Source organism: Leisingera sp. UBA4491 (genome assembly GCF_002388965.1).
Lineage (GTDB): Bacteria > Pseudomonadota > Alphaproteobacteria > Rhodobacterales > Rhodobacteraceae > Leisingera > Leisingera aquaemixtae.
Window position 1 is genome coordinate 1 of sequence record NZ_DGNN01000033.1, and the last position, 14,124, is coordinate 14,124.

Consider the following 14,124-nt stretch of genomic DNA (forward strand, 5'->3'; position numbering starts at 1 on the left):
CAAGCGGCGGTTTTGCGTTCCAGGCTCCGCTAAGGCTTTGATTTTAGGCCAGTGAAAAACTCGTGATCGCACCAATATTTCCTTTTGCGACTGACCTGCCCCCCCGCTGGTCCCTCGTTCATGAGGAGAGTCTGCGGGTTTGGTTTTGGTAATCGTCGGTCTCGGGCTTGGCAAACCCGGTGCGGTTCACAGAGCCGAACCGGGGCGCCGGGGCCGCAGAACCGGGGGCATGTCTCAGCTTTTCCGGTATTCCACTCAAAATGCGGCAAAAACCTCGCGGAAAACGGCGGCAAACCCCCTTCAGGGGCCTTCGGAGTAAATGTTTGTTAGAGACTGCCTCCTAAAACAGGTTGGCAATAGACCTGCAACGAAGGCTCTGCAAACATGCCCCGACTTCCCGCTTTTCTCTACCGTCTGCCCGTCCGCATCTATTCGCTGGCCGTGCTTGCGCTTGGATTGACTGCCCTGCTCACGTTCCTGATGCTGAACCAGGCTGTGAACAACGCTTACGAGATGCGCTACAAGGAACTGCACAATGTCACCGATGCCGCGGTCAGCCTGCTGCGGGATCTGGATGAAGGGACCCGCACCGGGCGGTTCAGCCCGGAACAGGCCCGCGATATCGGCCGCGAGCGGCTGACCGCGCTGCGCTTTGGCGACTCCGGCTATGTGTTTGTCTTTGACCACGACCTGGTTGTTCAGGCGCATCCCACGGTGCCGGACTGGGTCGGCACCAACCAGGGCGGTTACGAGGACGTGACCGGCATCAAGGTGTTCCAGGAGCTGGAAAAGATCGCGGCCGCCAAAGGGGCGGGGGAGCTGACCTATTACTTCAAGAAGCCCAACTCCGAGGTTATCGAGGCCAAGATCGGCTATGTTCAGGCCTTTGAGCCGTTCGGCTGGATTGTCGGCACCGGCGCCTATGTCTCCGATATCGAGGCGGATGTGGCGGTCATGCGCAACAAGTCGCTGGCGGTTCTTGGCGGCGGTCTGCTGCTGCTGGCTGTGGCGGCCTTTTTCATCACCCGCAGCGTGACCGCACCGCTGAACGGTCTGAAAAGCCGGATGACCAGTCTGGCCGAAGGCGACACCGAAAGCGAAATCCCGTCCGCCGGCGTGCGCAGCGAACTGGGGGAAATCGCCCGGGCCGTGGATGTGTTCCGCGAGGCGCTGATCCGCCAGAAGGACATGGAGCAGGAGCAGCAAGCGCTTGAGGCCACCCGCAGCGGCGTGGTGGAGGCGCTCAGCAGCAAGCTGTCCAACCTGTCGCATGGCGATCTGACCGCTCAGATTACCGAAACCTTCCCGGCCGAATACGAGCAGCTGCGCCGTGACTTCAACAGCACCGCGCAGACCCTCAGCCAGACCGTGGAGCAGGTGATTGCTGCCGCCGACAGCATCCGCAGCGGCGCGGGCGAGATCAGCCAGGCGTCGGATGATCTGTCGCACCGCACCGAGAGCCAGGCTGCGACCCTGGAACAGACCGCGGCGGCGCTGGACGAGCTGACGGCGTCGGTCAAATCCGCTGCCGAGGGCGCCCGCAGCGTCGAGGCGACGATGGAGGAGGCCAAGCGCGAAGCCGAAACCAGCGGTGAGGTGGTGCAAAGCGCGGTGTCGGCAATGACCGAGATCGAGCAGTCCTCCAACCAGATTTCCCAGATCATCGGCGTGATCGACGATATTGCGTTCCAAACCAACCTGCTGGCGCTGAATGCCGGGGTCGAGGCGGCAAGAGCCGGTGAAGCGGGCCGCGGGTTTGCGGTGGTGGCCTCGGAGGTTCGGGCACTGGCACAGCGGTCCTCGGACGCCGCGATGGAGATCAAGACCCTGATCAGCAACAGCTCCGGCCAGGTGGAGCGCGGCGTGGAGCTGGTTGGCAAGGCGGGCGAGGCGCTGCAAAGCATCGTGTCGCAGGTCAACCACATCTCGGAGCTGGTGTCCGGCATCGCCGAAGGGGCGGCGGAACAGTCGACCGGTCTGGCCGAAATCAACACCGGTGTCACCCAGCTGGACCAGGTGACCCAGCAGAACGCCGCCATGGTGGAGCAATCCACTGCCGCCGGTCAGCTGCTGAAGGAGGATGCCACCAGGCTGACCGGACTGGTTGCCCACTTCAAGATCCCCGGCACCCGCGCGGCCGCTCCGGCACGGGCCGCGGCTGTCCCGGCTCGGCCTGCCGCGGCGCCTGCGCCGACCGCGCATGGGCCCAGCGACTGGGATATGGAGGCCACGCCGCAGCCCGCCGCAGTGGCGGAAGGCAATGCCGCCAGGGACCTGTGGCAGGATTTCTGATCCAACCCCATGGCATGAAATGAAAAACGCCCGGGGGATGACCCCGGGCGTTTTCTGTTTGGTCCGGTGCGAAACGGATCAGCCGATGATCGCGTTCAGCGTCTGCGAGGGGCGCATCACCTTGGCTTTCAGCTCAGCGCTCGGGTTGTAGTAGCCGCCGATGTCAACGGCGCCGCCCTGGGCCGCGGCCAGTTCGCTGATGATCTGCTCTTCCTTGGCGCCGAGTTCCTCTGCGATGGGGGCGAAATGCGCCGCCAGCTCTGCGTCCTCGGTCTGCGCTGCCAGTGCTTCGGCCCAGTAGCGGGCAAACCAGTAGTGGCTGTCGCGGTTGTCCGGCTCACCCGCCTTGCGCGAGGGCGAGCGGTTGTTGTCGAGGATGCCCTGGGTGGCGTCCTCAGCCGCGGCGCCCAGCACGCCGGCCTTCTTGTTGCCCTTGCTGTCGGCGAGGAAGTTCAGCGATTCCCCCAGCGCGCAGAATTCACCCATCGAATCCCAGCGCAGGTGGTTTTCCTCGACCAGCTGCTGCACGTGTTTCGGGGCAGAGCCGCCGGCGCCGGTCTCGAACAGGCCGCCGCCGTTCATCAGCTTGACGATCGACAGCATCTTGGCCGAGGTGCCCAGCTCCAGGATCGGGAACAGGTCGGTCAGATAGTCGCGCAGCACGTTGCCGGTGATGGCGATGCTGTCCTCGCCCTTGGTGATGGTTTCGAGGCTCTGACGGGTGGCTTCGCGCGGCGCCAGGATCAGGAACTTGTCCGCAACGCCCGCGGCTTCCAGAGCCGGCTGCACGTATTTGATCAGCTCGGCGTCATGGGCGCGGTTTGCGTCCAGCCAGAAGATCGCCTCGGAGCCGGTCAGCCGCTGACGGTCCAGCGCCAGCTGGATCCAGTTCTCGATCGGCGCTTTCTTCACGGTGCAGGAGCGCCAGATGTCGCCCGCTTCAACCTCGTGGCTGTGCAGCGTCTCGCCATTGGCCAGAACCACCCGGATGGTGCCATCGGCAGGCGCCTCGAAGGTGGTCGGGTGGGAGCCGTATTCCTCAGCCTTCTGCGCCATCAGGCCGACGTTGGCGACGGCGCCGGCGGTGGCCGGGTTCAGCGCGCCGTTTTCCTTGAAGAACTTGATGCTCTCGTCATAGACCGGCGCATAGCAGTTGTCGGGGATCACGCAATTGGTGTCGCCCTTGGTGCCGTTCTCGTCCCAGCCCTTGCCGCCGGCCCGGATCACCGCAGGCATCGAGGCGTCGATGATCACGTCAGACGGCACATGCAGGTTGGTGATGCCCTTGTCGCTGTCGACCATGTACATGGAGGGGCGCTCGGCGCGCACCGCGTCGATCGCGGCCATGATTTCCGGGTTCCCCTTGACCCGGTTCAAGAGGTCGCCAAGGCCGGAGTTCGGGTCGACGCCCAGGGCCTCCAGCTGCGGGCCGAACTGCTCGAACACCGGTGCCAGCCAGGCCTTGACCGCGTGGCCGAAGATGATCGGGTCGGAGACCTTCATCATGGTGGCTTTGAGGTGCAGCGAGAACATGGTGCCGTCTGCCTTGGTGTCCTCGATGGCGTCCTTCAGGAACGCCGACAGCGCCTTGGCGGACATGAAGGTGGCGTCGGCCACGGTGCCCTCTGCCAGCGGCCAGCTGTCCTTCAGCACGGAGACGGAGCCGTCCTTGCCAACGAACTCAATCTTCGCGTCACCCGCCTGCGCGGCGGTGATGGTCGCGGATTTCTCGTTTGCATAGAAGTCGTTGCCCGGCATCGACGTTACTTTGGTCTTGCTGTCCGCGGACCATTCGCCCATCGAATGCGGGTTCTTCTGGGCGAAGTTCTTGACTGCCTTGGCGGCGCGGCGGTCGGAGTTGCCTTCGCGCAGGACCGGGTTCACCGCCGAGCCCTTGATGGCGTCGTAGCGGGCGCGGATGGACTTTTCTTCTGCGGTCTTCGGCTCTTCCGGGTAGTTCGGGAGGTCATAGCCCTGGCCCTGCAGCTCGGTGACGGCGGCCACCAGCTGCGGCACCGAGGCGGAGATGTTGGGCAGCTTGATCACGTTGGCGTCCGGGGTTTTCACCAGCTCGCCCAGCTCTGCCAGGTCGTCGCTCTGGCGCTGCTCTTCGGTCAGGTTTTCCGGGAAGGCGGCGAGGATGCGGCCCGCCAGCGAAATATCCTTGGTGCCGACAGAGACACCGGCGGCGGCGGCGAACTTGCGGATGATCGGCAGGAAAGATGCCGAGGCCAGTTCGGGCGCTTCGTCTACAATGGTATACAATATGTCCGGGGTTTGATTTTCTGCCATGTTCCACAACCTTTCAGCGATCTCGGAGGCTTTGATGTCTTCAGCGCAGCAGGGCCGCGCCGGTTTGGGTATTCCGGTGCTGCCGAAGCGGGGCCCGGGAAACCGGGCCGGAACCGGCTTTGGCAGCCATAGGTACGGCCCTCATGTAGAACACCCTTGCTGCGGGTGCAATGGTCTGGCGCACCAGCCGCCCGCGCGGATTGCCGCGGCAGAAGGGAGGAGCGCTGCCCCTCTTGGGCCTTCGGCCCAATTCACCCCGGAGTATTTGGGGAAAAATGAAAATGGCGGGAGGCGTTATTCGCGCAGCTCGCCCGGGGCGACGCCCCAAAGCTTTTTCTTGGGCGCCCAGCCGCTGTAGCCGCCGGCCGAGATCTCGCACCAGTTGGTCTCGCATTCGCCAAGGCGGGCAACCACGCCCAGCTCAAAGGCGGCCGTCACCGGCGCACGGGTGTCGGGGCGGGCGTGGACTGTCAGCATGTCTTCCTCCACCAGCACGGTGCGCACGCCAGAGAGCAGTGCGTAATGCACCCAGCCGCCAGCGCCGTCGCGGTCCTGCACCCGGCGCCAGTGGCCGTACTCAGCCGTGATCTCCAGCGGCATGCCGCGGCGCTTGAACACCCAGTCGATCTTGTGGGTAAGCGACGGCCCGCGGCGCACATTGCCGGTAGCCGCCTTCATCGAGACATAGCGGGGCAGGGGGAGGTTGGTGACAGGCCCGCGGGATTCGGCGGCACAGGCGGCGCCTGCCAGCGCCAGGGATACCGCTGCTGCCGCCAGATGGCGGATGGCCATTGCCGCTTGTCTCACTGCCTGATCGCCTCTTCTTGCCCGGCCAGGCTGGGCCCAGCCTGTTGTTCCGGTCTTCTGCCCGTCTTCTGTTGCCCCCGGCCGCGGCGGTAAAATACCGGCCTGCGGGCGAGGGAATGCGCTTGGGTTCTTGTGCCTTCCCGCGTCCTGCGCCACGATGCCATGGAGGCGTGCGGATTGAAAAGCCCAAGGGAGAGCACAAGTGCCAAGAGACCGACTGAGTGTTGTCGTTACGCGACGGTTGCCGGAACCTGTGGAGACCCGGCTGAGCGAGCTGTTTGATGTGCGCCTGCGTGAGGATGACGCGCCGATGACCCGGACTGAGCTGGCGGCGGCGGTGAAGGATGCCGATGTGCTGGTGCCGACTGTCACGGATACCATTGATGCGGGGCTGCTGGGCCAGGCGGGTGACCGGCTGAAACTGATTGCCAATTATGGTGCGGGGGTGGATCACATTGATGTCGCCACCGCCCGCCAGCGCGGCATCCTGGTGTCCAACACGCCCGGCGTGCTGACCGATGACACCGCCGATATGGCGATGGCGCTGGTCATGGCGGTGGTGCGCCGGATGCCCGAAGGGCTGACGGTGATGCAGAAGGGCGACTGGCAGGGCTGGGCGCCGACCGCGTTCCTGGGCGGGCGCATTGCCGGGCGCCGTCTGGGCATCCTGGGGATGGGCCGGATCGGCCAGGCGGTGGCCAAACGCGCCGCGGCCTTTGGCATGCAGATCCATTACCACAACCGCCGCCGCCTGCGCCCCGAGGTGGAGGAGAAGCTGGAGGCCACCTATTGGGACAGCCTCGATCAGATGGTGGCGCGGATGGATGTGATCTCGGTCAACTGCCCGTCGACACCCTCGACCTTCCACCTGATGAACGCGCGGCGCTTGAAGCTGATGAAGCCCTCGGCGGTGATCGTGAACACCTCGCGCGGCGAGGTGATCGACGAGATGGCGCTGACCCGGATGCTGCGCGCCGGCGAGATCGCGGGCGCGGGCCTCGACGTCTATGAGCACGGCACCGACATCAACCCGCGGCTGCGCGAGCTGCCCAATGTGGTGCTGCTGCCGCATATGGGATCGGCCACCATCGAGGGGCGGATCGAGATGGGCGAGAAGGTGCTGCTGAACATCAAGACGTTCGAGGACGGCCACCGGCCGCCGGATCAGGTGGTGCCGTCGATGCTGTAAGCGTCCGGGGCAGCTGGCCGGAAATTTAGGGGAGAACTTTCATGAAGTATCTGATTCTGGCCACTGCCGCGCTTGCCGCCGGGTCCGCCGCCGCGCAGGAGGCCGCCGATGCGGTCGCGCCCGAAGGCGCCACCGCCGGCACGTTTGAAGCGCTTTCTCCGGAGGTGGCCGCCGCGCTGGAGGCCAAGGCCGCAGGCCGCCCGGTGGAGGCGGAAAACTGGATGGTTGCCGCCGCCAACCCGCATGCCGCGGAGGCCGGCGCCACGGTTCTGCGCGCGGGCGGCACCGCCGCGGATGCGATGGTGGCGGTGCAGACCGTGCTGGGTCTGGTGGAGCCGCAATCCTCGGGCCTTGGCGGCGGCGCGTTTCTGGTCTGGTACGATGCCGCCACTGGCGAGGTGACGACGCTGGACGGGCGCGAGACCGCACCGCTGGCGGCAGTGCCGACGCTGTTCCAGGATGAAGACGGCGAGCCGCTGGAGTTCTTTGACGCGGTTGTCGGCGGCCGCTCTGTCGGCACGCCGGGCACGCCCGCACTGCTGGAGGCGGCGCACCGCCGCTGGGGGCAGGCCAACTGGCCGTCGCTGTTTGAACCGGCGATCCGGCTGGCGGAAGAGGGCTTTGCCGTCTCGCCGCGCCTGGCCGGGCTGGTGGAGCGCGATGCCGAGCGGCTGGCGCGGTTCCCGGCCACCGCCGCCTACTTCCTGCCGGAGGGCGAGCCGGTGCAGGACGGGGCCACGCTGCTGAACCCCGCGTATGCCGCAACCCTGCGGGCGCTGGCACGGGAGGGGGCCGGGGCGTTTTATTCCGGACCGATCGCCGCAGAGATCGTTCACGCCGTCACCACGGCCGAGGGCAACCCGGGGGTGCTGTCGGCCACCGATCTTGCGCTCTACCACGTCAAGGAGCGCCCGGCGGTCTGTGTCGCCTACCGCGATTTCGAGACCTGCGGCATGGGCCCGCCGTCCTCCGGCGCGCTGACCGTGGGGCAGATCCTGGGGATTCTGAACGCCTATGACCTGGCCGCGCTGGGGGCGGACAGCGCCGAGGCCTGGCGGCTGATCGGCGATGCCTCCCGCCTCGCCTTTGCCGACCGGGGCCGCTACATGGCTGACAGCGATTTTGTGCCGGTGCCCACCCACGGGCTGGTGGCGGCGGATTACCTGGCGTCCCGGGCAGAGCTGCTGCAGGGCGATGATGCGCTGCCGGAAACGGCGCCGGGATCGCCCGAGTTCGACCATGCAGGCCTGGTGCCGGAGCTGGCCGATGACGAGTCGATCGAGCTGCCCTCGACCTCGCATATCTCCATCGTGGACAGCTATGGCAACGTGCTGTCGATGACCACGACGATTGAAAACGCCTTTGGCGCGCGGCTGATGGCGGCGGGCTTCCTGCTGAACAACGAGCTGACGGATTTCTCGTTCCGGACCCATGCCAATGGCGTGCCGATTGCCAACCGGCTGGCGCCCGGCAAGCGGCCGCGCTCTTCGATGGCGCCGGCGATTGTGCTGCGCGAGGGCAAGCCGGTGCTGGCCATCGGCTCCCCGGGCGGCAGCCGCATCATCGGCTATGTGGCGAAATCCATCATCGCCTGGGCTGATTGGGGCCTGAACATCCAGGAGGCGCTGGCGCTGCCGCATCTGGTCAACCGGTTCGGCACCTATGACCTGGAGGCCGGCACCAGCGCTGAGGACCTGTCGGAGGCGCTGACGGAGCTGGGCTTTGAGGTGAACGCCCGCGACCTCACGTCCGGCCTGCATGCGATTGAGATCGGCGAGGGGCTGAAAGGCGCCGCAGACCCGCGCCGCGAGGGGATTGCCCTGGGCGGCTGAGGATGTTCCGCAGGGCCTGCGCGCCGCGCCTGCGGGGTTCTGGGTATTGCTGAACTCCGGCAGCGGCGCGTAGGTTAACAGGTGAAATTTTCTGGGGAGACCGACCATGGTGCAAGCCACCTCACTGCCGCGCAACGAGGCCGGTATCGAGGCCGCAATCGAAACACTGAAAGAGCGTTTCGGCGGCCGGCTGCAGACCGGGCAGGCCATATGCGAGCAGCACGGCCACACCACGACCTGGATCGTCAATCAGGCGCCCGACGCGGTGGTGTTCCCCACCTCCACCGAAGAGGTTTCGGAGATCGTCACAGTCTGCGCCGAATACGGCGTGCCGGTCATTCCCTTCGGCACCGGCACCTCGCTGGAGGGCCATGTCAACGCGCCCGCCGGCGGCATCTGCATCGACATGATGCGGATGGACAAGATCCTCGCGGTCCATGCCGAGGATCTGGATGTGGTGGTGCAGCCCGGCGTCACCCGCGAGCAGCTCAACACCTACCTGCGCGACCAGGGCCTGTTCTTTCCGATCGATCCCGGCGCCAATGCCTCGCTCGGCGGCATGGCGGCGACGCGGGCCTCCGGCACCAACGCGGTGCGCTACGGCACCATGAAGGACAATGTGCTCAGCCTGGAGGCGGTGATGGCCGACGGCGGCGTGATCCGCACCGCACAGCGGGCCAAGAAATCCTCCGCCGGCTATGACCTGACCCGGCTCCTGATCGGCAGCGAGGGCACCCTGGGCCTGATCACCGAACTGACCCTGAAGCTGCAGGGCATCCCGGAGGCGATCCGCTCGGCCCGCTGTTCGTTCCGCACCGTGGACGACGCCTGCCGCGCGGTGATGATGACCATCCAGTACGGCATTCCCGTCGCCCGGATCGAACTTCTGGACGCGCTCAGCGTGCGCGCCGCCAATGCCTATTCCGGGCTAGACCTGCCGGAAACGCCCCTGCTGCTCTTGGAATTCCACGGCTCTGACGCGGGCGTGGTGGAGCAGTCGGACATTTTTGCCTCCATCGCCGAAGAGTTCGGCGGCTTTGACATCGCCGCCACCTCGACGCCGGAGGAGCGCAACAAGCTGTGGCAGGCGCGCCATGACATGTACTGGGCCAGCCTGCAGCTGCGCCCCGGCGCCAAGGGGATCTCCACCGATGTCTGCGTGCCGATCTCCAAGCTGGCGGAATGCGTCGGCGCTGCGCGGGACAAGGCTGAGGGCATGGGGCTGATGGCGCCGATCGTCGGCCATGTAGGCGACGGCAACTTCCACGCGCTGCTGCTCATCGACATGGACAGCAGTACCGAGCGTCAGAAGGCGGATGAGTTTGTCGGCTGGCTCAACGATCTGGCGATTTCCATGGACGGCACCTGCACCGGCGAACATGGCATCGGCCAGGGCAAGCGCCCCTATCTGCAAAAGGAACTGGGCCCGGCAATCCGCTATATGGCGGCGGTCAAGGCGGCGCTGGATCCGGACAACATCATGAACCCGGGCAAGATCCTGGAGATCTGAGCCGCAGCCATCCGCCAGCGGCCCGGGCTGGGCCGGCGGCGCGATTTGAGTATTTGGGGAAAGATGAAAACACTGGCCCTGCGCCTTCATCTTTCCAAAAATACTCACTGCGCAGCGGCAGCGGCGCACGTGCCGCGTTGGGGGTTGCGCCTCCGGCGCACGCCCGTGTCACCGCATCTTAAACCCCGGGTGCCATACTGCCCCCTGATCGCGGTCACTGCCGGGCCTGACACCCCCGGCACCATGGAACAGGGCCCTTTGGCACGGGCACGCAAAAACGACGTTCAGCGTGCGGGAGGAAGCTCCCGTCCCGCCTCCGCCCCTTGGCGGCGCCGCCATCCTTATCCTTGCGCCCTTCAAGAGCAGCATCGGATGATCAGCACAGGATGATCAGAACAGGCAGAACGCAGCAGCCGGCAGGGCAGAGGGGCCCTGGCCGGACTGAAGCGGTTGCTCCGCACTCTCCCCCGAAAAGCCGGAAAGCTGCCGCAATTCTGCGCCAGGTCCTGATCTGGGATGGCAGCAAGGCATTCCTGCGGAACCGGAGAGCGGCATGGCACTGAAGAAAGCAATGGGCATCCTGGTGTTCAGCACCCAGGCGGTCATCGGCTATGACTACCACATCCAAACCCGCGATGCGGGCCTCAGCTGGGGCGATCTCAGCGCCACCGATTACGGCACCATCGTGCAGGAGCGTTTTGCCCGCGCCCGGACCCGGGACACTGCCCTTCTGGCTGCGCAGCAGGGCGGGGAGGTGCCGTCGGTCTGGGGGGAGGCCGCCAGCTATGGCAAGCGCCTGCTTGCAGGCGGCGAACAGGTCGCGGAAGCGCAGGGCGAACACGAGGCGCCGCCGCCCGTCTGCATCCGCCGCGGCAATGTTGCGGACTGCTGACAGGCGCCAGGACAGCCTGATCAAGGACCATCAGGGGGCGCCAGCCCCCTTTTTGCTGCGCGGGAAGGCGCGATTTCCGGCAGTGCTGCGGCCAGAATCCGGTATGCTGTGGCGCGCAAGGTCGGTTTTGGCTGTTTTTGCGTCGGCCTGATTTTGCGCGGATTTCAATGCACAGGCATAACCGTCGCCAAGAATCTCACAAAGCTGGAGAGCGGGAGAATGAAAACCCAAGTCAAAGCACTTGTTGTTGGCGGCGGCGCCGTCGGCACCTCGATTGCCTATCACCTGGCCAAAGCCGGCTGGGAAGACGTCATGCTGATCGAGCGTGACGAGCTGACCTCCGGCTCGACCTGGCACGCAGCGGGCCTGCTGCCGCTGTTCAACATGTCCTATGCGACCACCCACATCCACAAGTACTCGGTCGATTTCTACAAGACCCTGGAAGAGGAAACCGGCCTGAACGCAGGTTTTGCCGTGGTGGGCAACCTGCGCATGGCACAGACCCAGGAGCGCATGGACGAATACATGCTCTATGCCTCCACCGCGGAAACCTGCGATGTGGACTATGAGTGGCTGACCCCGGACCAGATCAAGGAGCGCTGGCCGCTGATCGAGACCGGCGACCTGAAAGGCGCGATCTACCACACCGAGGACGGCTACATTAACCCGGCAGATGTGACCCAGGCGATGGCCAAGGGCGCCCGTCAGCGCGGCGTCGAGATCGTCCGCAAGCTGCAGGCCGATGCCTTCCACTGGACCGGCACCCACTGGGAAGTCACCTGTACCAAGATGGTCGAGAAGGGCGGCAACCTGGTGCCCTCCGACGAGCAGGTGGTGATCACCGCCGAGCACGTCGTGACTGCCTCCGGCAACCACGCGCAGCGCACCGCCAAGATGCTGGGCATCAAGATGCCGGCAATCCCGGTCGAGCACACCTTCATCGTCATGGACAAGGACCCCGAGCTGGTCAAATGGCGTGAAGCGGGCAACCCCGAGCACCCCGTTGTGCGCGATGCCGACAACGAATCCTATGCCCGCGAAGAGCGCGGCGGCTGGATCCTGGGCATCTACGAGCGCGGCGCACCCGCGCAGTTCGAGCACGGCGTGCCGGACAGCTTCCGCGCCGACCTGTTCCCGCTGGACCTGGACCGTATCGCCGAGCAGTACATGGCGATGGCAGAGCGTGTGCCGTCCTGTGCCGAATCCGGCCTCAAGGACGACTTCAACGGCCCGATCTGCTACACCCCCGACGGCAACCCGCTGGTCGGCCCGGCACCGGGCCTGCGCAACATGTGGCTGGCGGAAGGTTTCTCCTTCGGCATCACCGCCGCGGGCGGCACTGGCTACTACCTGGCGCAGATGATGGTGGACGGTGAGGCCGAGATCGACATGGCGTCGCTCGACCCGAAACGCTACTCCTCCAACTGGATGACCACCGAGTTCGCAGCCCGCAAGAACGAAGAGTGCTATGAGCACGTCTATATCCTGCACCACCCGGACGAAGAGCGCGAAGCCTGCCGTCCGCTGCGCACCGCACCGGCCTATGACCGCCAGAAAGCCCGCGGCGCACAGTTCGGCTGGGTCAACGGCTGGGAACGTCCGAACTACTACGGCCCCGTCGATGCACCGGCAAACTTCGACCACGACGCCCGCTCCTTCCGCCGCGGCGGCTGGTGGCAGTATGCCGTGGAAGAGGCGAAAGCTGTGCGTGAAGGCGTTGGCCTGATCGACGCGACCGCCTTTACCAAGCATGTCGTAAAGGGGCCCGGTGCGACCCAGTTCCTGGACTGGTTCACCTGCAACAAGCTGCCCAAGATCGGCCGCATCAACCTGACCTATGCGCTGACCGCATTCGGCACCACCCGGACCGAATACACCATCGTCCGCAACGGCGAGAACAACTACTATCTGGTCTCTGCCGGCGCCTGGTCCGAGTATGACGCCGACTTCCTGCGCAAGGCGGCCGAGGACAAGATGGAGGAGTTCGGCTACATCGAGATCCAGGACGTGACCACCCAGTGGGGCGTCTTCGCCATCGCAGGCCCCAAGTCCCGCGATGTGCTGAAAGAGGTGATCGTCGACGCCGATCCGGAAACTGCGCTCTCCAACAAGCGCTTCCCCTGGCTGTCGGCCAAGCAGATCGAACTGGGCATGTGCCCGGTGAACGCGATCCGCGTGGCCTACACCGGCGAGTTGGGCTGGGAGCTGCATCACCCGATCGAGATGCAGAACTACCTGTTCGACCTGCTGGAGAAAGCTGGCGAGAAGCACGGCATGAAGCTGGTGGGGGCCCGCGCCCAGAACTGGCTGCGGCAGGAGAAATCCTACCGTGCCTTCGGCAACGAGCTGGGCCGCGACGCGACCCCGCTGGAAGCCGACCTGCCGCGCTTTGTCGACCTGGAGAAGGACTTCCACGGCAAGGACAAACTGGTTGAGACCGGTGTCCGCGTGAAGTGCTGCACCCTGCTGATCGACGGCCCTGCCGATGCCGATCCCTGGGGCCGCGAGGCGCTTTATGCCGAAGACGGGACCCGTGTGGGCCGCCTGACCTCCGGCGGCTACTCGGTGGCGTTTGAGAAATCCATCGGCATGGGCTACGTGAAGCCTGACTACGCGGTGGAAGGCACCAAGCTGCAGGTCAAGATCCAGGACAAGCTGTGGGACGCGGTCGTGACCTGCGACAGTCCCTATGATCCGAAGAACGAGACCATCCGTCAGAACGGCTAAGTCCTGTTGGAAGAGACAAGGAAGCCCCGGCCAATGTGCCGGGGCTTTTTTGTTTTGGGAGCTGGAGCGCAAACTTTGTCTTGAACCGAGCCTTGGAATGACGTCAGCATCCGGGCATGGATTATCCCCCTTGGCTCCCGCAGCCCGTCAACACGCATAAGGGCAGGCTGCTCGCCATCGCCCGCTGCATTCACCAACTGCACTACCGGGAAGTGCAGCATTTGGTGAAGGGCCCCATAATGGTCTTCGACAATTTGTGTGTGGGGCCGCTGGAATTGGCTGCCGAGGTGCTGTACCGCTCGGGGTTCACTGAGTATTCGGACGAAATTCAAAGATTCAGCTCATTCGTCTGCGAACCCGCGGATTTTGAGACCGTCGCAAACGCCAGAGCAGCGCAGGACCTCGACGCGGACCTAGTAAGGACGGCGGTTATCCATCTCAGCGAAGAAGGGTTTGGAGCAACGGAAGAAATAGACTGGCTTGCCGGAAAGCTCCGTGCGGAAGGCTGAGCCGGAACCTTTCTGGACATCCACTCATACTGTTCCTCTAACAGGGCGCCCGCCCGGCGGCTTCGCCTTGGTTA

The 14,124-nt window shown here is 65.2% G+C and carries 9 protein-coding genes; 7 read left to right on the forward strand and 2 right to left on the reverse strand.

The window, feature by feature from the left end; genetic code table 11:
• Nucleotides 1–384: 384 nt before the first annotated feature.
• Nucleotides 385–2,292: a methyl-accepting chemotaxis protein gene (locus B2P87_RS19835; protein WP_141890990.1), complete on the forward strand. Its 1,908-nt coding sequence runs from the start codon at nucleotides 385–387 to the stop codon at nucleotides 2,290–2,292.
• A 78-nt stretch (nucleotides 2,293–2,370) separates the two neighbouring features.
• Here the strand turns inward: B2P87_RS19835 and B2P87_RS19840 are convergent, their stop codons facing one another.
• Both B2P87_RS19840 and B2P87_RS19845 read right to left on the reverse strand, forming a co-directional pair.
• Nucleotides 2,371–4,584, reverse strand: a complete 2,214-nt coding sequence (locus B2P87_RS19840) for an NADP-dependent isocitrate dehydrogenase (RefSeq protein ID WP_141890989.1) — start codon at nucleotides 4,582–4,584, stop codon at nucleotides 2,371–2,373.
• A gap of 294 nt (nucleotides 4,585–4,878) precedes the next feature.
• Nucleotides 4,879–5,376 carry an SH3 domain-containing protein gene (locus B2P87_RS19845; RefSeq protein ID WP_141890988.1) on the reverse strand — a complete coding sequence of 166 codons (498 nt, stop codon included), beginning with the start codon at nucleotides 5,374–5,376 and terminating at the stop codon, nucleotides 4,879–4,881.
• A gap of 217 nt (nucleotides 5,377–5,593) precedes the next feature.
• On the opposite strand from B2P87_RS19845, the gene B2P87_RS19850 reads away from it, so the two are divergent.
• The 6 genes from B2P87_RS19850 (at nucleotide 5,594) to B2P87_RS19875 (ending at nucleotide 14,050) form a co-directional block, all read left to right on the forward strand.
• A complete protein-coding gene (locus tag B2P87_RS19850) occupies nucleotides 5,594–6,580 on the forward strand; it encodes a 2-hydroxyacid dehydrogenase (protein WP_141890987.1) in 987 nt (328 codons plus the stop codon).
• Between the two features lie 41 nt (nucleotides 6,581–6,621).
• Nucleotides 6,622–8,412, forward strand: a complete 1,791-nt coding sequence (ggt, locus tag B2P87_RS19855; protein WP_141890986.1) for a gamma-glutamyltransferase — start codon at nucleotides 6,622–6,624, stop codon at nucleotides 8,410–8,412.
• 106 nt (nucleotides 8,413–8,518) lie between these two features.
• Nucleotides 8,519–9,922 carry an FAD-binding oxidoreductase gene (locus tag B2P87_RS19860; RefSeq protein ID WP_141890985.1) on the forward strand — a complete coding sequence of 468 codons (1,404 nt, stop codon included), beginning with the start codon at nucleotides 8,519–8,521 and terminating at the stop codon, nucleotides 9,920–9,922.
• 553 nt (nucleotides 9,923–10,475) lie between these two features.
• On the forward strand, nucleotides 10,476–10,814 hold the full coding sequence (locus B2P87_RS19865; RefSeq protein WP_141890984.1) for a hypothetical protein: 339 nt from the start codon (nucleotides 10,476–10,478) through the stop codon (nucleotides 10,812–10,814).
• Nucleotides 10,815–11,033: 219 nt separating this feature from the next.
• Nucleotides 11,034–13,541 carry a GcvT family protein gene (locus tag B2P87_RS19870; RefSeq protein ID WP_141890983.1) on the forward strand — a complete coding sequence of 836 codons (2,508 nt, stop codon included), beginning with the start codon at nucleotides 11,034–11,036 and terminating at the stop codon, nucleotides 13,539–13,541.
• A gap of 116 nt (nucleotides 13,542–13,657) precedes the next feature.
• Nucleotides 13,658–14,050 (forward strand): hypothetical protein, encoded by a 393-nt coding sequence (locus tag B2P87_RS19875; RefSeq protein WP_141890982.1) that lies wholly within the window; start codon nucleotides 13,658–13,660, stop codon nucleotides 14,048–14,050.
• The last annotated feature ends 74 nt before the right edge of the window (nucleotides 14,051–14,124 follow it).

Coding starts and splice junctions, on each gene's coding strand:
- ggt (WP_141890986.1), top strand. CDS start 6,622: ATGAAGTATCTGATTCTGGCCACTGCCGCGCTTGCCGCCGGGTCCGCC.
- B2P87_RS19870 (WP_141890983.1), top strand. CDS start 11,034: ATGAAAACCCAAGTCAAAGCACTTGTTGTTGGCGGCGGCGCCGTCGGC.
- B2P87_RS19875 (WP_141890982.1), top strand. CDS start 13,658: ATGGATTATCCCCCTTGGCTCCCGCAGCCCGTCAACACGCATAAGGGC.
- B2P87_RS19865 (WP_141890984.1), top strand. CDS start 10,476: ATGGCACTGAAGAAAGCAATGGGCATCCTGGTGTTCAGCACCCAGGCG.
- B2P87_RS19840 (WP_141890989.1), bottom strand. CDS start 4,584: ATGGCAGAAAATCAAACCCCGGACATATTGTATACCATTGTAGACGAA.
- B2P87_RS19845 (WP_141890988.1), bottom strand. CDS start 5,376: ATGGCCATCCGCCATCTGGCGGCAGCAGCGGTATCCCTGGCGCTGGCA.
- B2P87_RS19835 (WP_141890990.1), top strand. CDS start 385: ATGCCCCGACTTCCCGCTTTTCTCTACCGTCTGCCCGTCCGCATCTAT.
- B2P87_RS19860 (WP_141890985.1), top strand. CDS start 8,519: ATGGTGCAAGCCACCTCACTGCCGCGCAACGAGGCCGGTATCGAGGCC.